Genomic DNA, 19,692 nt, shown 5'->3' with positions numbered 1-19,692 from the left:
CCCCTCTAAGAACCAGAGTATCAATCTACCAGTGCAATAGACATCTGTTGCTCGGGCTTTGAAATCTCGATCACTGCCTTGGAGAATTTAGGCGGGCCAAATTTTGGCACATGGCCATTAGACAAGCCCACCGGTTCTTTCGGGATTCCGATAAAATTCCGATCCATTTCACCATTGGCATTATTATCATGATGGACGGCGATCGCCAAAGCACCATAGGGTAGCGTCATCATAACTTCGAGTTGACCGTTTTGGAGATTTTCCAGACCGGCTATCAGCTCATAGACCTTGGTTTCGCTAAGAAAGGTATCTTTGGAATCGTACACAGAAATATACAATTTCCCGACCTGAGACTGGATATTGGCGATGGTAAGCGTTACGGCTGCGATACCTTCTCCATCGGCCTCGCTACTAACCGCCTCAGCAATTTCAGAAACTCCGGTGGCCTCACTAACTTCCGCTGCAACCCCACCACCGTAAAGGGCGACAAGCCCGGCAAAACAACCACACAGTATTCGATTGATCATTACAGAGCTCTCCTTGGTGTAATAGGAATATCGACTCAGCGGATTACATTGGCCACATACCACTTGTCCTAAAAACGATGACCATACAATCTTCAGATAAGCGGCGCATCTTTTTCAACTTGCAATCGGCGCCAGGTATCCGCCCTGCCCCCGGTAGGTACATCGAGCATTGATCCTACCATGTTGCCGACTTCCATCAACGCAGTCAGGTCGATACCGGTATCGAAACCCATCTGCTCAAGCAGCATAACCACATCTTCGCTAGCGGCATTACCGGTCGCGCCCGGGGCAAATGGACAACCACCAATGCCGCCGATGGCGCTGTCAAACTTGCGTACGCCTGCGTCCAGAGCAGCGTAGATGTTTCCAAGCGCTAACGCCCGGGTATCGTGGAAATGGCAGGCCAGACGCTGTGCCCCATATTCACGTGCCAGCGCGCCCATCAAGCTGCTCACAACCATCGGGTTGGCTGCACCAATGGTGTCTGCGATGTTCACATCGTCCGCACCAAACTCGAACAGCTGCCCGGCAAGATCCATTACCTTACCCGGATCCGTAGCGCCCTCGAACGGACACTGCCAAGCCACGGCAATGCACCCTACTGCGCGGATACCATCGGCCTGTGCTGCCTGGAAAATCCCCTGAGCTTGTGCCAGTGAATCTTCAACAGACATGCGCACATTGCGCTGATTCATGGTCTCTGTGGCGCAGATCACCAGTACCACCGTGTTCGCACCGGCATTGCGGGCCAACTCATAACCCTTTGCATTTGGAATCAGCACCTGACGATCGACACCGGAGTCGCCGGTAATTCCAGCGAGCACCTGATCGGTATGGGCCATCGCCGGTACCGCCTTTGGCGACACAAATGCCCCGGCTTCCACCGAGCGTACGCCGGCATTTAGCAAGCCTCGGATTATTTGCACCCGCTGTTCGACTCGCAGAACACGCTGTTGATTTTGCAATCCGTCCCGCGGGCCCACGTCGTTGATCAGTACCTTTTCACGCATCGGTCAGCTCCGTTGCATCCGGCTCAAGCCGCATCGCCATCGTTTTTCAGTGCATCGATATCGGCCTGGGTATAGCCGCACAGATCACTCAGGATCTGATCCGTGTGCTCACCGATAAGTGGCGCGGGCGAGAAGGTATCCTCATGGGTTCGGGACAGCTTGATCGGATTCCCAGGTGCCTTGGTTTTCTTGCCATTGGGGTGTGCGATATCCACCACCATATTGCGGTGCAGCACCTGCGGATCATTCAGTGCTCGTTCCAGGTTGTTAATGGGGGCACACGGAATGCGCTGGGCTTCCAGCTTTTCCAGCCACGCATCCGTGGTGTCAGTAGCAAAAATTTCCGCGAGCTTTTCATCAATAAACGTCTTGTCGGCAAAGCGTCCCGGCTGCCCATCGTATTTTGGATCGTCAAACTCGGGCACCTGTACTACCGGCTTGAGGTTCTGCCAGAAGTTGTCGGTAATCACCGCGATAATCACGAAGCCATCCGACGTGGCGTAGCTGTTGTACGGCACGTGCACAAAATGCGCGTTGCCAATCGGGTATGGATTTTTACCGCTCAGGAAATGCATGGTGGCCATGTAATTCAGCATGGATATCTGACAATCCACCATGGAAATATCCACGTGCTGGCCCTTGCCACTCGTTGCCCGCTCGGCAATCGCCGCCAGAATACCCATGACAGCGAACATACCACCACCCAGGTCGCCAATGGGGATACCAGCGCGCACCGGGTTGGCCGGGTCTTCACCGGTAATCGACATACCGCCACCGTACGCCTGCGCCACCTGATCAAAAGCCGGACGCTTGGCCCCCGGGCCGTCAGAGCCAAAGCCCGATACGCAACAGGTAATGATGCGAGGATTAATTGCATTGAGTGAGTCGTAATCGATCCCGAGGCGCTCCGGAACGCCGGGGCCAAAGTTACTGATGACCACATCCGCCTGCTTCACCAAGTCGTAAAAAACCTGACGGCCGCGCTCGCTCTTAAGGTTCAGCGCCACACTGCGCTTGTTGCGGTTCAGGGTCAAATAGTAAGCGCCAAATCCATCGATGGAGTTTTCGGGATCACTTGCAAGGAGCTTACGCGTACCCTCGCCCGCCAGCGGCTCAACTTTGATCAGGTCCGCACCCAGGTCAGCGAGCAACATCGCCCCATAGGGCCCAGAAAGCATATGGGTCAAATCCAATATACGAATGCCATTCAGCGCCTTGCCCATAGGACAACTCCCAAGACTATTCCAATGAGTACATAAAAGTAGCTAGGTTCGTCGTACCTTCCGATCCACTATGACTATCGCAATGCAATAGAGATGAGGATCCTGTGGATATGCGGAAGGTACGGGATTGCAGCTAGAGAGACTTGCCGGTTTCCGGATTCACTGGCGTTTTCCAGAAGAAAACCATCAACCCTATATAGGCAAGGAGAATAACGGAGGCCGTCACTGGAAACACGTTATAGAAGACCCATGGTTCCCGGAAAATTTCCCAAAGTACCATCTGCTCTGGTAAATACCAGAAAACGCCGCCTACGGCGATGGCGTAACGAATAGCCAGCCCTGCTTCTTTTTGCTTGAACTGTTTGGCAACAATGATCGCAGACCAAAGTACTACCAATGCAAAAGACACATAATTCACCGGATGGTGTAGGCCGAGAATCCGTTCATCATTAACCGCCAACATCAAGGTATACATAAACCAGTTGACGAAAAGTAATTCTGTAGCCGCAACGCGGGCATACTGCGGCTTGTAACCTTTTGTAGGTTTACCGGGGCGCAGCCCGAAAATCTTGCGGACCCAAAGAATCAGTCGGCAACGAATATCCTTGTTCATACCCATATAAATCATGAGCATGAAACAGAAGAGCGTACTGCTCTGCAGAAATACGTGCTCACCCATGAAATAGGGTCTGGGTATGGAGGAATCTCCCGCAAACAAGGCGGCGACATCCGATTTCAACAGGTACTCTGGACCGGCTTCAGTCATTGCCAAGGCAAAGTTGTTTTCAGCTCCAATAAAATGCAGGTACATCTCAAACCAGAACACCCAAACAAGTGAGCCACCGACAAATCCCATCCAGGTGCCACGAACCTCGTTTTGTTCCAGCCCCTTCCACACCATGATTAATCCGAGCATACCAACCACAAACGCGACAGCGTAGGCGATCGTAGAAGGTATACCAGCGTAAATTAAGGTAACGAGGTACATATGGGCGACCATCTTTTCCAGAATAACCCAGCCCAGGGCGAGCCCACCTAATGCAGGTGCGCTATATAGTCGCGACTTCTCCAGCTGAGGAGATTCAAGTGCAGAGACGGTCATTGCAGTTACCTCTTTTTATTACTACTTGCTTGTTTTTATACGCTATAAAACTTGTTTGATTCCACTTTCGGCTGGAGAATAACGCCCGCAACATGCTTTCACGTCACGGGCGCATTCACCATGCTTAGAACGTGTAGCTCAGTCTCAGACCTGCAGTTCGTGGGTCAGGCAATAGCAATTCTATCCCCTGGGGCGTGAAAGCCGCTCCAGGAAGATGCCCGTAATCCACGTTGTTAAGCCCGCTCTTCACCTTGTCGTCATCCAGCAGGTTGTTCACATAGAGCACCAGATCGAAACTATCGAAGTTCAGGCCGCCCTGGAAATCTACCAGCCAGTATTCCGGCAACCAGGCGTTATTGCCACGATCGAGGTAACGCTCCGACTCATAGTTACCCAATAGCTCGGTGAAATATCCGACGCCATTAGCAAACTCACCATCGTATCGCGCAGAAAGCATGGACGCATGTTTAGCGGAATTTAGGAACTGTGTCCCGGAGTAGTCACCCTCGGCAGTGCCTGTCCACAATTTATCCAGGGTACCCGGACGACCCACGTCGGCGATGGTGTAGTCTTTTACCTCTGTATCGCTCAGTACATAGCTGGCAAGAAAGGTCCAGTTTACGGTTGGGCGATAGATGGCACTTAGCTCAAGGCCTTGCAATTCACTTTTACCGGCATTGGTAACCACTGAATTTTGGGTGCCCGTATTTGGATCGAATACGAAGTGGGAAATCTGCTGGTTTGTATAGTCATACAAATAAATCGCGCCGTTAAGCTGCAGCCGATTATCAAGAACATTACTCTTGAAGCCCGCCTCATAAACCGAAAGTTCTTCCGGCTTGTACTCACCTGTAGTGATGATGCCATCGCCATCTGCGGTAGACATTCCGCCGGGTTTAAAGCCCTCCGAGAAGGACGCGTACACCATCAGGTTATCCAGTGCCTGCCAGTCCACACTTACCCGCGGCACGAAGGAACTGTCGGTGCGGGAATAAGTTTGGACGCCTGGATCGGTGGGCATGAAAGTTACCGGATCCAGGACCGGAATCCCCATCAGACCGTTAAATTGGGTACTCAATGGCACACTGCGGTAATCAATATCCTCTTCCAGATAACGCCCTTCTGCGGTCAGGCGCCAGTTATCCGCAAGGTTGTAATTTAAGGCGAAGGCCAAAGAGACGTGATCGGTATCGCGAGTCATGGGGATGGGCAGCGGTGTCGGTGACGTACTGTGATTCACCAATCCAAAACCGCCCATCCATTGATCGAGATAGGCATCCCAGAAGGTCTTATCGACGCCTTCGCGCAGCCACCACTGCTGGTTCATCAACGTATCCATCGTTTCTGACCAATAGAGGGCGCTTGCCAACCAGTCGAGCTTACCGGAACTACCCGACAGGCGGAACTCCTGGCTGAATTGAGCCGAGTCGAAACTGGTATCGCTATTCGCGTTCACCCCATACTGCGTGTATTCACCAGGAAAACCGGGTGGAATGAACATACCGGAACCTGGCCCCAGTGACTGCAACGTAAAGTTAGTGCGGTCAAAATCGGACTGGGTGCGGGAGTCGTTGTAGTTGGCTCCAGTGAGTGACAGGAACTCAAAACTATCCATCTCGAGTTTCAGTTCTAATGAAGTGCGAGCGCCGCGCACGGTCGTGCCGGCAAAATCGCGACCGGTAAGCGGGTTGGACGACAGGTCAATTTCACTTTCTGAAGCGCCGCTCAACTCACCCACAATGACCGCCCCACAAGCCGCTGGGCCGCCAACAAGGTGGGCGTACGGAGATGACATCGCACAGTCGGCCGCGGTAGTACCGGTGCCCGCGATCGGCCGTATCTCTGCGTAAGGGCTGACGGAACCAAGAAGCGCAAAATCAAAGGGAGAAGATCCGGTATGCAAGACGGACTGTCGTTGGACAATTGGTCGCTGAGAATATTTGGCCTCGCTATATTCAGCGCGCCAGTATGCAGAAAATTGTTCGTCAGGTGTCCAGTTCAACGCTGCGGCAATACCATCAGAATCTACGCTACCGAGGTCACCCGACGTATTGGGATTCTTGTAATAGCCGTCAAATTCTGTTTTAGCCACGTTGAGTGAGGCAGCCAAAATACCCGGCACGATCGGCATGCTGCCGCTCGCCTGAATTTTACTATAGCCATGCTCGGTAGCATCCGCTGCAAAGCGAACTTCCGACTCTTCGCCGGGACGCTTGGTAATATAATTCACGGCGCCAGAAAATGCTGAGCGACCATACACCGCACTTTGCGGTCCCTTTACGACCTCCACACGTTCCAGATCGAACAGATCCAGGTTAGGACCGTTGCCGCTGCCTCCAGTGGTCATGGATTCCGATGACACATCGATTCCATCAATCAACAGTGCCACATTGGAACGACCTCGAGAATTCGACAGCCCTCGCAGAGAGATTCGAGTATCGTTGGGCAGCAACCCGGTTTCGAAGTCCAGTCCAGCGGTGTAACGGGCAACACCTTCCAATGCGGAAATGCCTTTTTCCTGCATCTGCGCGCCGGTCAGCACGTCTACTGCTACCGGAACGGTCTGCAGGGATTCTTCCCGCTTCCGTGCAGTTACCACAACTTCTTCAATGGCAAAGTCGTCACCACGCGCGGCCTTTACCTGCCGAGTCTGCTCTGTGTCTGCCATGGCGCCTTGCACAGCGACGCAAGCGGCAACAGCGAGAGAGAGTTGATTTCGATTGAACATAGCCCCTCCAAAAGAATTCTTTATTGTTTTTACTGCTCGTTACCTGGCTAACCTGATACCGCTTGCGATTGGCCATTGCGAGACCGCCAAACACTCGGCGATCCCGGCAAATGTTATTATGTTATACTTTTATATCTTTTCAAGTGTTTTCTGGAGCTATTGAGGCCACACCACCCCACCTTACGCTATCTAAACGCCACAAGCTTCAACACTGTTAGCGCACAGAACACACGCATCGCTTAGATGCGGGATTGCTTAAAACTGTTCGAGCAAAAGACCCTTACCTGTAATTCTGTCCTCAATGCCACAGGCTCGTAGTGCATGCCACACGGTAGCGATATTGATTGGAATCAGGGGTTTCTGTAGCCAGTGCTCGAGCGTAGGGAACAGATCCAGGGTCGAGAGATTGGTACCACACTGGATGATTGCATCGACATCATCACCGTCCACCTCACGTACTGCATCTAACACTTCCTGGATAGGTGTTTCGGCGATGGAGGTTGCCGAGGGACGGTTCATCCCCTTCACGTTCACCACTTCGAAGCCAATATCGGAGAAAAAGCGGCGTACGTTGTCGTCACCCACCTGCGGGTACGGCGTAATCACGGAAATGCGTTTGGCACCAAAGCAATTGAGCGCGTCTTTAGTGGCACCTGCACCGGTGGTCAGGCCGAGATCGCCAATCTGATCGCGGATCTCGCGCTCAAAGGCGATATTCCCCTCAAGGCCACCCCAGAAGGTTTCCGCAGACATGCCCAGCATGATGTGGGAGACCTTTGCGGACAGCACATTGCGAATCGAGACCGGAATTTCGCCGCGCATAATGTCGAGAAAACGCTCAAACACCGTATTCTCATCATCACCACTGCGGCTCATTTCATCAGACCAGTTACGCAACTCGATCCAGAACCGCGATGGATGCCAGGTTACGCCATCCAGCCTGAGCTGTTGCAGGTCGTATTCAACGCCGGTATTGGTGGAAGGAATGATGACGCCGATTTGGGCGCGACGGGCGATCTGATAATTATCCATAACGACTCCGGAAAAACCTTAACGGAGTTATACCGGCCACCCGTGCTGACCGGCATGATAATTATCAAGAACCTTCTGCGACTGCCACTAGCGGTACAGGTTCTTTGGCTCGCGGTGCGCGCAGCGCTATGGCGAGCAGGAGCAGCAGCCCCATCAAGGCGGTGCCAATGTAGTAAGGCGCGTGAATACCGATACCCGCGAAGGCGGCGCCGGTAATCGCGGTACCCATACCGCGACCGAGTGTACCCAGCGCGTTATATAGCCCCATCACGGCGCCCCGGTTATCTGCCTGCGCTTCTTTCGAGGTCAGTGACTGCATTGAGGTCAGTACAAACGCCGCACCAATGCCCTGCCCCACCAGCGCAGCGGCGACTCCAGGCACGCTGGCGTGGCCCCCGGCCACGGTAACCAGGATGGCAGAAATACCAAACAGGATGGCCCCGGCACGCATCAGACGGCGCTCACCGAAGCGCCGGGACAGAGGCCCGATTAGCCCTCCCTGCACAATCACCATGGCAATCCCTGCCGCAATCAGCACCGGCACCAGATCTTTGGGCCCATGGGCGATATCGGTGGCATCCGCCCAAATGGGAAAAATCGACTCAACGAACCCCGCGGCCAGGTTGTACACGGTCACCGCACCCAGTAGCAGGCACAGGCCGCGCCGCTCGGCCACCCAGCCCAGTAGCTGGGAAAAGGACTGTGACTGCGTATTTGATTTTGCAGTGCCAGACAAACTTTCCTTGAGGAAAAATATCACCACCAGTAACGCGGACAGCGACAACCCCGCAGACACCATGGCCGGAAGCTGTAAGTTGGCATCTTCGAAGCTATCCCCGGCCAAATAGCCGCCCAGTGCAGGCCCTACGATAAAGCTGATACCAAACGCTGCCCCGAGCATACCCATGGCTTTCGCGCGATCCTGATCGGTGGTGACATCCGCGACGTAGGCCTGGGCCACAGACAGATTACCTGCCATCAGCCCGCTAAACAGTCGCGATATGGCAACCATCCAGACTGTTGTAGCAAAGCCCAGCAACACGTAACCCAAAACCGCACCAGCCAGGCTGACCACCAGAATGGGTTTGCGCCCAAAGCGGTCGCTCAAGCGACCCCATATGGGAGTGGAGAAAAACATGCCCACGACGTATAGCGCCATACACAGCGTGGCAATACCGGGCGTGGCGCCGAGCTGTAGCGCATAGTACGCAAGGATGGGCAACATGATGGCAAAGCCAATCATGTCCAATAACACAATAGCTACCGCGATATACATGCCGCTTTGTCTCCCCCGAAACCCTTGTTACAACTTGTGTTGCTACCTGTATTGCAACTTGTGTCACTACCGGTGTTGCGATCAGTGTTCTTCGAGCAGCCAGCCCATATTGTCGAACTTATCGTGAATACCGCAGCTGCGCAGCGCATGCCAGCAGGTGGCCACGTTAATCGGGAGCACCGGCTTTTGCAGCATTTTCTCCATGGCCGGGAACACACCTACGGTCGACAGATTGGTCCCCACCTGCACGATGGCATCCACATCGTCGCCATCAATTTCGCGCACGATATCCAATACGTGCGGTTCCGGTACCAGTGCAATGGCATCGTGGGCATTGGCACAGCGCAGGCCCACGAGGTGTTTAATTTGATAACCTGCGTCTTCAAAGAACAGGCGAACGTTCTTGTCGCCCACCGGCTGATACGGAGTGATGATCGACAAGGTCTTGCCTTTGCCTTCCGGCAAGCCCAGCGCCTCCAGCGCCGATATAACCGCGTTCGCTCCGGTAGTGAGACCCGTGTCTTCACCCACCAGTTCCTGAATACGATCAACAAAGCCGTCATTACCCTTAATGCCACCCCAGAAGGTCTCCGCCGACATCCCCATCATCACGTGGTCAGGCTTGCAGGTCATCAGGCTCTCGATGGAGTCACCAATGGTTTCACGCAAACGCTCAAGGAAGCGCATGAAGTTGGCATCATCACTAAGATCCGGATGGTCGATCATAAAGCGCGTGGTATGCCAGGTAACACCGCGCGGTAACAGGCGCTGGCAGTCGTATTCCACCGAGGTATTGGTCGAGGGAATCACCACGCCAATTTTCGCGCGATGCCCGATGTAATTATCGCGGTGGCCATTGCTCAGCTGGGATCTCTCCCGGGTTTTGGACAGATCGATTTTCTCAGGGAATGTCATCAGACTAAGCCTCGTATGCTTTATTGGACGGCCAAACTATCGCGCACGCAGTTGATCATGGAACGCTCCAGCAAAAAGGCCTTGGCCTTGTCCGGATCGGCGGCGGTTTCCATCAGCATCTGCTGGCGCTTGCGCTGGATATTCGGATCGCGCGCTTCCATCAGTTTTTTATTCTCGATGGTGTGACGCTGTACAAACTGCACCGCCAGCTCACGGCGCTGACGATCGTACAGTGAGAAGGCCGCGTCCGCGTCAGCGCCCTCCTGAATCACCTTCTGGAGTTTTTCCGCGAGATTGAAGGCATCGTGCAAACCACCATTCATCCCCATACCACCCAGAGGATTATTGATATGACAGGCATCGCCCACGAGTAGCGCGCGCCCTTGATAGTAGGTTTCGGCTACACGCTGGTTTACCGCATAGATACTGCGGTGATGCACATCGTAATCTTCCTCACGGGGATGCAAGCGTTTAAGGCGCGACTGCACAAACTCATCGGAAAGATAATAATTTTCTTCTGCCTCATTGGCAGGGAACACGGGCACCAGTACCCGCCAGAGTTTGTCGGTACGCAGGATTACACACCACTCTTCCGGGTCGGATACGTAATTCACATAGGAGAAATCTTCAAAGACCTCTTCGAATGGAAAGCTAGTACTAACCACGAGAAACTTCTCGTCGTAGGTGAAACCGGAGTAGCCGATCTCCGAGCGCTTGCGTACCACACTGCGCGCGCCTTCGGCACCGATAAGGTAGGAGCCAGCCAAACGCTGCTCACCCTGGGCCGTGCGTACAACCGCGGTCACTCCACCATCGTCCTGCTCGTAGTCCACCAGCTCGCAACCAAAACGTACTTCTGCGCAAGCGTATTCTTCCATCGCCTCGCAAATAAACCCGGTCAGTTCATACTGCTCCAACTGCAGGCGAAACGGAAAACGCGTATTTTCCTTGATCATGGACATATCGAAGGTGGCCACTTCACCGGTGGCACGATCGCGATACTGGTAGCGATCCGCACGCAGGCCGCGCTCCAGCATTTTCCCAATCACCCCTTCATCCAGATCGGCAATCATTTCCAACGATGGTGGATGAAAGGTGGATGCCCGCAGGTCGACGGGCAATTTGTCGCATTTTTCCAGCAGCAGTACGGGGATGCCCTGCTTCGCCAGAGAAAGCGCCAGCACGCCACCACTTGGGCCGGCGCCAGCAATAATTACGGGAGACTGATTCGACATAGTAACTCGCCAAATTCAATTATTGTTATCGATGATTCGCAGTAAAACGCTGCCAATCTCAAGTATCTAGGCTTGCTGTTCCGCCTGCTGGGAAGTGGACAGCGACTGCAAAACGTCTTGCACAGACATGACATCGGCATATTTTGCATGCATGTCAAACAGGTTGGCCGCGTGGGCTTCCGGGTTGCGATCCCCCACCGCTTCGCGCGGCACCACTACGGGATAGTCGTGCTGCAAACCATCAACCACCGTCGCGCGCACACAGCCACTGGTGGTGAGGCCTGTCACCACGAGGGAGTCCACCCCTTGCGTTTGCAACCAGGTGTCCAGCGAAGTCTTGAAGAAGCTACTGGCCCATTGCTTGGCGATCACCGGTTCATCATCCTGTGGCTGCAGCCGTGGATCGACCTGCACCCATTCGGAATCTGGGGTCAGTACATTCAAGTGATTAATGCGATCGCGAAATACGCGCGCCTGTTGTTCGTGGTGATACACCACGGTGGTAAACACCACCGGCAAGCCGAGTGCGCGAAAACGCTCGAGCAGTTGAGAGTTTGCCTGTACCACATCGGGGCAATCGGTACCGAGGGGGCAACGGGCACTGGTGAAACCGACGATCATATCGACCAGTAACAGTGCAGGCCTGGTGCCCAGACCGAGATTTTTTCGCTCAAGATCCACTTGCAAGCCCCCTTGGCCAAGTTGGCGGAAGTAAAATCGGTCGTTCAGTGTTCTTCGACCACTTCCATAAAAAATCGGCGAAGTAATGTCGCCACCGCAGCAGGCTGCTGCTCGCATACGTAGGTACCGGCATCTTGTGGCAAGGCCGATGCCATGCCGCGCGGCAACAGCTTCACGGTAGGCACCACTGCAGAACGCAGTTGATCTTGCCCACCGGCAAACACCACAGCAGGACAATCAATGGCCACCAGCTGTTCAGCTACTGCCTGTTCTGTGACCGCCTTGTAGGAGGCCTGGTAATACTCACCGCACGCAAACGCGGAAAGTGTTTCGCGTATACTCAGGGCCAAATCCGCTTGTGGGTCCTTGGCGCGCAGCCGCTGCCACATCGCCTGCCAGTGACTGCCCTCTTCGTCTGCCGCAATGGTCTTGGCTGCCAGCGGCAGCGCCTGTTTCTGGGCCTCGGATAACAGTGTCGGCCCACTCAGCGCCATCGCGCGCACAAATTCCGGATATTGAAAGGCCAACTGCACCGCAATAGCGGCGCCGGTGTGATGTCCAAATACCAGCGCGGGGCGATCAAATGTTGTGCTCACCGCCTGATAGATCGCTTCCGCAAACCCCGCGATCGAAATACTCCCTGCCAGTCCGTCACTTTCCCCAAACCCGGGAGTATCCACTGCAACTACAAAAAATGTGTCCGACAGTAGCGGCATCAAGCGCTCGTACATTGCCGATGAGCTGGGGGTTTGATGTAGCAACAGTAACAGCGGCAAATGCGCACTGCCGCAGTAGCGGTAATGGATTTGGCCCGCCGCGTGGTCGAGATAGCCTCTGCGCACTGTCCCTGTGGAATTCACCATTAGCGCGGCAGACTCCCAACATCCGCACTGATCCATTTCATCTCAGTGAACTCCTCGGTGCTGTAGTGACCACCACTGCGTCCAACACCTGAGAGACCGACACCGCCAATAGGCGCCAGTGCATTACTCTGGAATGCGTGCATGCCGATGTGTACCGCACCGGAAGCAATCCGCCGCGCGGCATGCAGTCCCCACTGCAGGTTATTCGTCAGCACTGCTGCGGAGAGCCCGTAGTCACAGTCGTTCGCAATGGCAATCGCCTGCTCCAGGTCTTCGGCCTGCACCACGCTGGCGACCGGACCGAAACTTTCCTCGCGCCAAGCACGACTGGTACGCGGAGGATCAAGCAGTACCGTGGGTTTGACCACCAGTCCCTGCAGCACCTCACCACCAGTCAACAAGCCCGCACCACCATCGATGGCTTCCTTAACGTGCTCGAGTACTTTTTCCACCGCGCGACCGTTGATCAGCGGCCCGTATACGGTTTTTTCATCGCGCAAGTCGCCAAGATGCAGCGATTCTGCCTCGGCCTTTAGCGCGGCGATAAATGGCGCATAAACTTCTTTGGCCACCACAATGCGCGAGTTGGCCATACAAATTTGGCCACTATGGGTAAAAATACCCTGCGCGGCGATCTTCGCGGCTTCGGCGGGGTCAGCGTCTCGCAACACCAGCAGCGCACTTTTGCCCCCGAGCTCCAGCTGCATACGCCGCATTTGTTTCAGCCCGGCCTGCCCTACGGCGATGCCGGTATTGGTCGAACCGGTAAGCGCAATACAGCGTACGCCGGGATGGTTCACTAGCTCGGAACCACATTCCGCACCAAACCCGGTAACGATATTCACTGCTTCTGGTGGCACGCCGGCATCCAACAGCAGGCGACCAAAGGCGAGTGCCGTTAATGGAGTTTCTTCCGAGGGCTTAACAACGAGGCTGTTGCCCGCCGCTAGCGGAAAGGCGCACATTTTTGTCAGCAACGACAGAGGTGCGTTATACGGAGACACCACACCGACCACACCCAGTGGCTCGCGAAAAACCATGGAGATTCGGTGCGGATCATCATTCGGGAAAGTTTCACCATAGAGGCGTCGCGCCTCACCTGCTGCGGTACGCAACAAGTCGACGGTATAAGAAATTTCACCGCGGGCCTTGGTAATCGTCGAGCCGCTTTCGTCAATCAGCGTATCCAGAAAGCGCGCCTCGCCTTCTGCGGCAACGAGTTCGGCCGCACGCAACAGGGCGGCTTCTCGCTGGGCCGGCCGCAGACGGAACCAGGCTTCAAACCCGCGCGCGGCAGCCGTGACCGCATCATCCACATCCTTGGCGCCTGCGCGCGGCACATAGCCCAAGACTTCATCGCTGGCGGGTGCGGTTACCGCAAAAGTGGTGCCACTTGCTGACGGGACTTCTGCCCCGCCGATCAGCATGTCGAAATTCTGCATAGTGGCCCCGCTCAGGCTGGCTGCGCGGAAGACTTTTCGCCGACACCGAACAGACTCTGTTCTGCGCCTTCTACTTCCATCTGGGCCGCCATCAAGCGGCCACGCTCCGCAGGGAATGCCTGCACAATACCCATCGTCATTTCACGCAGGTAGCGCGCCGGGTCGCCCATGGTGCCGGAGGTGCCGCTGGCTTTGAGTGCATTGGCTGCCACCTGGAAGCCCGCTTCCGCAACAACGCCCTTACACAGTCGCCACTGCTTCACAACTTCATGCTTATCGGCGATCGGGGGCTCACTGGTTTCAAGCTCTAACTGGCGGCGCAGCCACAAAAGTGAGGTTTGCACATCAACCATCATTTTGCCGATCAGCTCCTGCTGGTATGGCGCGGTGCCAATTGGCTTGCCGGTGTCGGCAAATTTTTTCTCGGTCAGGTGCTTCAGTACATTCTGATACGCGGAATGCGCGGAACCGGCATAACCGCATACCGCCGCCATCTGGTTGCCTACAAAACTACCGCGGCTCATTTGCATACAGCGGGTAAAGGCGCCGGGAATTGCAAGAGATTTGTCGTCTGGTACAAAGTAATCTTCCAGAACAATACCGCCGGAGCTGGTGCCGCGCATGCCGATTGCGTCCCAAGGCGCACGCGGGCGCACACCTTCACCATCGCGATCCACAAAGAATGTACACAGGCCCTCTGCGGTGTCGTAACCTTCCAGGCTGGCGGTCACCAGGTATTTATCCGCTACACCGGTGCCGGTACCGAAGGACTTAACCCCATTCAGCAGATAGCCGCCTTCCACCTTGCGCGCCTTGGTGCTGATGGTAACGGCAGCCTTTTCCGACTTGACGGATTCACTGGCGAAGTTTGCGAACCAGAATCCGTCACGCCCCATTCCGTGCAATACCTGTTCGGCAAAGTTGCGAACCTGTACAGATTCTTCTTCGTTAAACAGGCCCGCTTCCAGCGCCTCGATGGCGAGGAGCCCGCGGGAAGCCGCACTGCAGTGAAAAAAGAATGCCAGCGCGGTGGATGGGCAGGCAGAACCCAGCGCAAAGCAGGCCGCAGCCATATCGCGCAACCCGCCACCAAGACCGCCGTATTCGGTGGGAATGATTAACCCCAGCAATCCGGCTTCGCTGAACTGCTTGACGTGCGGCATATGAAACTGGGCGTTGGCGTCGACTTCACGTGCGGCCTCGCGTACCGCGGGCAATACAGACTCGACCACTACGGCACGCGCACGCTCTGCCTCAGTCATACCTTCCAGCAGAATTTCACCTGTCAGTTTCATCGACATTCCCTACCCCAATTATTCTTATTCATTCAACACATACGCACTCAAATACAAGTGCGCATGCTGCCCTCTTAATGCAAAACCCGGCTTTCGATTATTCGATCAGGCGATTAATCGACAGCCTTCAGCAATCCGCGCAGCGCTTCACTGCTTTCGGCGCCAATCAATCCGGTGATTTGATTCCAAACTTTGTCTACGTCTGGATCGAAAACGATTTCACGATTACGGCGGTCACGTTCAGCGAGCGCCGCGCTGTCTACCGCCTCCAGCGCCTTCTCACTGACGCCTTTCTCCAGCACGGCAAACCAGTGGTCCAGATAGGCATCGACAGCACCGTCAATTTTGGCAAACGCTTCCTTGGTGGCACGCTGTACCAGCATCCATGGAGACATAATCGCCAGCTGGCGAATATCCAGGTGTGCAGCACTCATGCCTTCCATATTGCGGGTAGCGGTACAGGTTTCTGTCAGCGGGGTGTAAACCTCATCCATGTAGGCAAGGTTTGCACCGAGGTCCAGGCGCGGCACAAGATCCAAGTGGAATGCGCAATGCTCGCCAGCACCCACAGAATCCAACGTGAAATGCGGTACCGCACTCTCGCTCGGAGTGAATGCGAACAACATATGGGAGTCGAGACCAATCTGCGGAACGACCAAGGCGCAGGTCACCACTTTTTGTAGCGGACCGCCCTCGTAGAGACGCACCTCGCCGACCTTGCCCTGGGCCATCGGCATATGGCTTTCCAGTGTCAGGTATGGGCCGTTATCGGCACCATAAACTTCCTTAAGGCCGAGCGTATCGATTAGTCGATCGCGTATTTTATTGGCCAGAGACTCAGGCAAAGAAGTTGCGCTCATAGGTGACTCCGAAGAAAAGTGCCATTGATAGGATAAGATTTTGGGCAAGCCGGCACGGTGTCACATTGATATTTCTCAATAAGACACCGCGCCATGTTGAAGTGATTAATGTGCAGTAATCGGACCACACAAATTCCAGGGTCGATTGACCACAAGATCGGTATTTCGGGAGACCTCTTTATTTTCTGCGGCCGCCGGATACAAGGTCACCGCCAAAATTGGCTGCTGATCTGCCACCCGATAAAGTTCTGGCTGGCTCAGCAAACCGTCAAAGGCACGTTCTTGCCATGGCGTGAGCACAGTAAAATCTCGCTGCAACGCAGCTGCAAACCCGGCCCCCAGCGGTGAAGCAATGGCAGCTACCAGCAAATTTATACGGTTTTCTGCCGAGCGCTCCAGCAGCCCGGTGCGCAACTCCCATGCGCCGAGGGGCTCCAGCGAAACCACAGCTGTATCGACGCCGGCCATCGCCAACAAGCGGAAGGTCTCTGGGTACAGACTGTCATCAGACGTGACCACCGCCACCCGACCAAATGACAAGACAATATTGTCAAAACGATCGACGGGCGCCGACCATTCGAAACGTGTGCTGCGATGCACCTGGCCCTGACTGAACACAACACCGCCTGCACCAATCACAACGGCACAATAGCGATTCTGCCCGTCCTCGCAACGCATTGGTAACGCAGTGGAGATATAGCTCTCCTCACTGCAACACAGGCGCAGCGTCTCGATCACTTCACCGGAAAAATCCAGCGACGCGGGAAGGTCCGCCGCAATCGCAGCCGCACCCATTAATGGCGGCACCGCCACCAGCTGGGCACCAGCTTCAATCGCTTTGCGTGCCGAATCCGCCGCCTCCCGCAGGCCGTCGCGTCCATCGGCGGTAAGATTAACGACCGCAGCTTGCACGGACTCAGCCCCCGACCATTCGGGGTAAGCTTGCGCACTCGGATTTTCGCCAATGGACTGGTACAAACCTGGGCGGCGACTGGCAAAAATATCTGTTCCGTCCGAGCGATGCTTGTCATCCGCCTGCGCGGGCTGAATGTCCGCGTAAATCACCTCCTCCTTGTCGAGGGATGCACAGGCCAGGACGGTGCCATCGGGCGCTACGATTTGGCTTTCACCGGCCCCGTGTAGGAACTTCTGCGGAATGCCTGTAGCTTCACTGACCGGGACCAGAATGGCCTCGGGCACGAGCGGGCCCACTTTGTTCGCCGCAACGATAAACACATGGTTCTCTGGCGCGCGCACCGGGACATGCAAAGATCCCTCATCGCTGGCGAACGAATTCAGGCTATTGCAAAGTACCTGCGCTCCTCGCAATGCCAAGGTGCGCGGCGGTTCGTTAATAACACCATCCATGCAGGAATAGAGACCAAAACGCCCCAAAGGTGTCTCAACCACGGGGCCCGGCTCTTTAGCGGGTTCGAGAAAATCATTTTCATGGCCGATATAAATCTGCTTGGTGTTGTCGGCGATCAGTTCGCCCTCCGGCGAATACATCAGGCTCGACCCGGTGACCGTGCCATCCTCCCGGCGCACGGTGCAATTAACCACAACATAGACCTTCAGAGTGCGCGCCTTGGCAGCTACCGCCTGCAAAAAGTCACCGCCCAGAGTGACGGACACCTCTGCACAATGCTCCTGACCGTCATACCAGGACAGGTGGTTACAGAACTCGGGCAGCACCACCAAATCCGGGCGAACTTCCGCAGCCTGATCCAGCATCCGCAACACCGTATTCAGGTTCTCACTGACATCAGTCCCCACATGGAACTGGACGGCTGCGACACGAATGGATTTATTGTTCATTTTACGACCTGCCTTTGCGAATGCTCACCTCCCGACTGGACGGGAGTCTGGTTACCAATCAATCAGCGACTTGCAGTAAGTACTATCGATAGAACTCGTAGTGGGCTACCGGAAAGAATCTACTAGCAAACTACTGCTAACCTACTACCAATTGTTATAAAACTCTATCATTATATCATTTCAAACCAAATCCAAATAATATCGACAGATCTGACAAGGCATCACGGTTCGCACCAGTACCAATGTTGATCTAACCGTTATAACGAGGCGCCGCCATGGCTAACCAGCAGGAACACCGGTTTTTAGGGCTCAAGCTAGAGAATGATGTCTCGCGCTCCAATGTGCTCACCTTTTACTTCGCTTGTCTGGCGACCATCATGTTCGCCTCCTTCATCCCCCAGAGCCAACCCTTCCTTCTGACAGAGTTTCTCAATATTCCCCCAGAACGCCACGGCATGGTGAGTGGACTGCTCAATTTCTGGGCGGAGATTGTGATTATCATCTCGGTCGCCATATTCGGCCCCCTTTCCGACCGTTTCGGCCGCCGCCCTATCACCGGGTTCGGCTTTCTGGTGATGTCTGCAGGTATTGCGCTTTACCCCCACGCCGAGAATGTCACCGAGTTACTGGTCGTTCGGCTGGGCTATTCCGTGGGACTGGCCGCAGTGACGACCACCATCGTTGCCCTCATTGCCGACTATGTGCGCAATGAAAGCCGCGGCCGTGCGACCGGCCTGCAAGGCGTAATGAATGGTGTGGGCGCAATGATCTGTGTGTTTTTGCTGCTGCAATTACCAGCGATCCTACAAAACAGTGGTGCGACCGCCCAGGAAGCCGGTATCCAGACCTACGGCCTTGTAGCCATCGTCTCGTTTGTCACCGGCATTTTGATGTTGATTGGACTGAAGCCCGGCAGCAGCCAGGCGGAACCCAGTGAGCACAGTGAAAGCTTGATCAGCATCACCCGCAACGGCCTGCGCGCGGCGCGCGACCCGAGCATCGCCCTGGCCTACGGCGCCTCGTTTGTAGCGCGCGGCAACCTGATGATTGTCGGCACCTTTTTCACATTGTGGGTCACCAATTACGGCACTGCGGAACTGGGTATGAGCCGAGCCGAGGCACTGGCGCGTGCGGGCATGATTGTGGGCATCGCCCAGGGCTGCGCATTACTGACCGCCCCGGTATTCGGCATACTCGCCGACATGATCTCGCGCATTCGCGCACTGATCATCGCACTACTGATTTCCGCAATCGGCTACGGCTCAACCATTTTCATTACCGACCCCTTTACCACCGGCATGATTATCTGCGCCGCACTAATTGGCCTCGGTGAAATTGGCTGCATTATTACCAGCGGCGTTCTAGTGGCCCAACAGGCGCCGCAATCGCACCGCGGTGCGGTGATTGGTTTCTTCACCCTCTCCGGTGCAGTGGGCATTCTGGTTGCGAGCGTGGCTGGCGGTTACCTGTTCGATACCTGGCGCGCATCCGGGCCATTTGTATTCTTCGCCGGCGTTGCCCTACTCGTCTTGTGCTGGGCAATTGTCTTGGAGAAGCGCTTGCAAAAACGCCTGACACCATCCGAGCGACCGCTGACTCCGACTGGTGACATGCCTGCGTAATCACATACCCGCCAAGAAACAAACCCCAATAAAAAAGCCCGCAGATGCGGGCTTTTTTATCCT

At 55.1% G+C, this 19,692-nt stretch carries 16 protein-coding genes; 1 reads left to right on the top strand and 15 read right to left on the bottom strand.

What is annotated here, in order from left to right; translation table 11 throughout:
* Positions 1 to 20 precede the first annotated feature (20 nt).
* The 15 genes from LCM31_RS09195 to LCM31_RS09125 all read right to left on the bottom strand — a co-directional run bounded on the left by LCM31_RS09195 (position 21) and on the right by LCM31_RS09125 (position 18,007).
* On the bottom strand, positions 21 to 527 hold the full coding sequence (locus LCM31_RS09195; RefSeq protein ID WP_224869380.1) for a DUF2141 domain-containing protein: 507 nt from the start codon (positions 525 to 527) through the stop codon (positions 21 to 23).
* Positions 528 to 619: 92 nt separating this feature from the next.
* The gene (locus tag LCM31_RS09190; protein ID WP_224869378.1) at positions 620 to 1,537 is read right to left on the bottom strand and encodes a hydroxymethylglutaryl-CoA lyase; all 918 of its coding nucleotides are present in this window, start codon (positions 1,535 to 1,537) and stop codon (positions 620 to 622) included.
* 23 nt (positions 1,538 to 1,560) lie between these two features.
* Positions 1,561 to 2,760, bottom strand: coding sequence for a CaiB/BaiF CoA transferase family protein (locus LCM31_RS09185; protein WP_224869376.1), 1,200 nt, complete (start codon positions 2,758 to 2,760; stop codon positions 1,561 to 1,563).
* 133 nt (positions 2,761 to 2,893) lie between these two features.
* Positions 2,894 to 3,862 carry a hypothetical protein gene (locus tag LCM31_RS09180; RefSeq protein ID WP_224869374.1) on the bottom strand — a complete coding sequence of 323 codons (969 nt, stop codon included), beginning with the start codon at positions 3,860 to 3,862 and terminating at the stop codon, positions 2,894 to 2,896.
* 124 nt (positions 3,863 to 3,986) lie between these two features.
* Positions 3,987 to 6,590 carry a TonB-dependent receptor gene (locus tag LCM31_RS09175; protein ID WP_224869371.1) on the bottom strand — a complete coding sequence of 868 codons (2,604 nt, stop codon included), beginning with the start codon at positions 6,588 to 6,590 and terminating at the stop codon, positions 3,987 to 3,989.
* A 255-nt stretch (positions 6,591 to 6,845) separates the two neighbouring features.
* Positions 6,846 to 7,622: a maleate cis-trans isomerase family protein gene (locus LCM31_RS09170; protein ID WP_224869370.1), complete on the bottom strand. Its 777-nt coding sequence runs from the start codon at positions 7,620 to 7,622 to the stop codon at positions 6,846 to 6,848.
* 64 nt (positions 7,623 to 7,686) lie between these two features.
* Positions 7,687 to 8,898, bottom strand: coding sequence for an MFS transporter (locus LCM31_RS09165; protein WP_224869368.1), 1,212 nt, complete (start codon positions 8,896 to 8,898; stop codon positions 7,687 to 7,689).
* 81 nt (positions 8,899 to 8,979) lie between these two features.
* Positions 8,980 to 9,813, bottom strand: a complete 834-nt coding sequence (locus LCM31_RS09160) for a maleate cis-trans isomerase family protein (RefSeq protein ID WP_222228621.1) — start codon at positions 9,811 to 9,813, stop codon at positions 8,980 to 8,982.
* A gap of 20 nt (positions 9,814 to 9,833) precedes the next feature.
* Positions 9,834 to 11,048 carry an FAD-dependent oxidoreductase gene (locus tag LCM31_RS09155; protein ID WP_224869366.1) on the bottom strand — a complete coding sequence of 405 codons (1,215 nt, stop codon included), beginning with the start codon at positions 11,046 to 11,048 and terminating at the stop codon, positions 9,834 to 9,836.
* 66 nt (positions 11,049 to 11,114) lie between these two features.
* Complete coding sequence (locus LCM31_RS09150) at positions 11,115 to 11,729, bottom strand: isochorismatase family protein (RefSeq protein ID WP_224869364.1); 615 nt, start codon at positions 11,727 to 11,729, stop codon at positions 11,115 to 11,117.
* 44 nt (positions 11,730 to 11,773) lie between these two features.
* Entirely contained in the window at positions 11,774 to 12,592 is an 819-nt protein-coding gene (locus LCM31_RS09145) for an alpha/beta fold hydrolase (RefSeq protein WP_224869362.1), read from the bottom strand.
* On the bottom strand, positions 12,592 to 14,034 hold the full coding sequence (locus LCM31_RS09140) for an aldehyde dehydrogenase family protein (RefSeq protein ID WP_224869360.1): 1,443 nt from the start codon (positions 14,032 to 14,034) through the stop codon (positions 12,592 to 12,594). The genes LCM31_RS09145 and LCM31_RS09140 overlap by 1 nt, the downstream gene beginning before the upstream one ends.
* A gap of 11 nt (positions 14,035 to 14,045) precedes the next feature.
* Positions 14,046 to 15,329 carry an acyl-CoA dehydrogenase family protein gene (locus LCM31_RS09135; protein ID WP_224869358.1) on the bottom strand — a complete coding sequence of 428 codons (1,284 nt, stop codon included), beginning with the start codon at positions 15,327 to 15,329 and terminating at the stop codon, positions 14,046 to 14,048.
* 113 nt (positions 15,330 to 15,442) lie between these two features.
* Positions 15,443 to 16,189: a hypothetical protein gene (locus LCM31_RS09130; protein WP_224869356.1), complete on the bottom strand. Its 747-nt coding sequence runs from the start codon at positions 16,187 to 16,189 to the stop codon at positions 15,443 to 15,445.
* 105 nt (positions 16,190 to 16,294) lie between these two features.
* Positions 16,295 to 18,007 carry a nitrilase-related carbon-nitrogen hydrolase gene (locus LCM31_RS09125; RefSeq protein WP_224869354.1) on the bottom strand — a complete coding sequence of 571 codons (1,713 nt, stop codon included), beginning with the start codon at positions 18,005 to 18,007 and terminating at the stop codon, positions 16,295 to 16,297.
* 275 nt (positions 18,008 to 18,282) lie between these two features.
* Between LCM31_RS09125 and LCM31_RS09120 the strand changes: the two genes are divergently transcribed.
* The gene (locus tag LCM31_RS09120) at positions 18,283 to 19,629 is read left to right on the top strand and encodes an MFS transporter (RefSeq protein ID WP_224869352.1); all 1,347 of its coding nucleotides are present in this window, start codon (positions 18,283 to 18,285) and stop codon (positions 19,627 to 19,629) included.
* Positions 19,630 to 19,692: the final 63 nt, after the last annotated feature.

The organism is Microbulbifer agarilyticus (genome assembly GCF_020171345.1).
GTDB lineage: Bacteria > Pseudomonadota > Gammaproteobacteria > Pseudomonadales > Cellvibrionaceae > Microbulbifer > Microbulbifer agarilyticus_D.
This window is presented reverse-complemented; position numbering and strand designations above follow the sequence as displayed.

Excerpts from the sequence above, each read along its gene's own strand:
- LCM31_RS09185 (WP_224869376.1), bottom strand. The coding sequence starts at position 2,760 with ATGGGCAAGGCGCTGAATGGCATTCGTATATTGGATTTGACCCATATG.
- LCM31_RS09175 (WP_224869371.1), bottom strand. The coding sequence starts at position 6,590 with ATGTTCAATCGAAATCAACTCTCTCTCGCTGTTGCCGCTTGCGTCGCT.
- LCM31_RS09130 (WP_224869356.1), bottom strand. The coding sequence starts at position 16,189 with ATGAGCGCAACTTCTTTGCCTGAGTCTCTGGCCAATAAAATACGCGAT.
- LCM31_RS09170 (WP_224869370.1), bottom strand. The coding sequence starts at position 7,622 with ATGGATAATTATCAGATCGCCCGTCGCGCCCAAATCGGCGTCATCATT.
- LCM31_RS09195 (WP_224869380.1), bottom strand. The coding sequence starts at position 527 with ATGATCAATCGAATACTGTGTGGTTGTTTTGCCGGGCTTGTCGCCCTT.
- LCM31_RS09190 (WP_224869378.1), bottom strand. The coding sequence starts at position 1,537 with ATGCGTGAAAAGGTACTGATCAACGACGTGGGCCCGCGGGACGGATTG.
- LCM31_RS09160 (WP_222228621.1), bottom strand. The coding sequence starts at position 9,813 with ATGACATTCCCTGAGAAAATCGATCTGTCCAAAACCCGGGAGAGATCC.
- LCM31_RS09155 (WP_224869366.1), bottom strand. The coding sequence starts at position 11,048 with ATGTCGAATCAGTCTCCCGTAATTATTGCTGGCGCCGGCCCAAGTGGT.
- LCM31_RS09140 (WP_224869360.1), bottom strand. The coding sequence starts at position 14,034 with ATGCAGAATTTCGACATGCTGATCGGCGGGGCAGAAGTCCCGTCAGCA.
- LCM31_RS09165 (WP_224869368.1), bottom strand. The coding sequence starts at position 8,898 with ATGTATATCGCGGTAGCTATTGTGTTATTGGACATGATTGGCTTTGCC.
- LCM31_RS09135 (WP_224869358.1), bottom strand. The coding sequence starts at position 15,329 with ATGAAACTGACAGGTGAAATTCTGCTGGAAGGTATGACTGAGGCAGAG.
- LCM31_RS09145 (WP_224869362.1), bottom strand. The coding sequence starts at position 12,592 with ATGGTGAATTCCACAGGGACAGTGCGCAGAGGCTATCTCGACCACGCG.
- LCM31_RS09125 (WP_224869354.1), bottom strand. The coding sequence starts at position 18,007 with ATGAACAATAAATCCATTCGTGTCGCAGCCGTCCAGTTCCATGTGGGG.
- LCM31_RS09120 (WP_224869352.1), top strand. The coding sequence starts at position 18,283 with ATGGCTAACCAGCAGGAACACCGGTTTTTAGGGCTCAAGCTAGAGAAT.
- LCM31_RS09180 (WP_224869374.1), bottom strand. The coding sequence starts at position 3,862 with ATGACCGTCTCTGCACTTGAATCTCCTCAGCTGGAGAAGTCGCGACTA.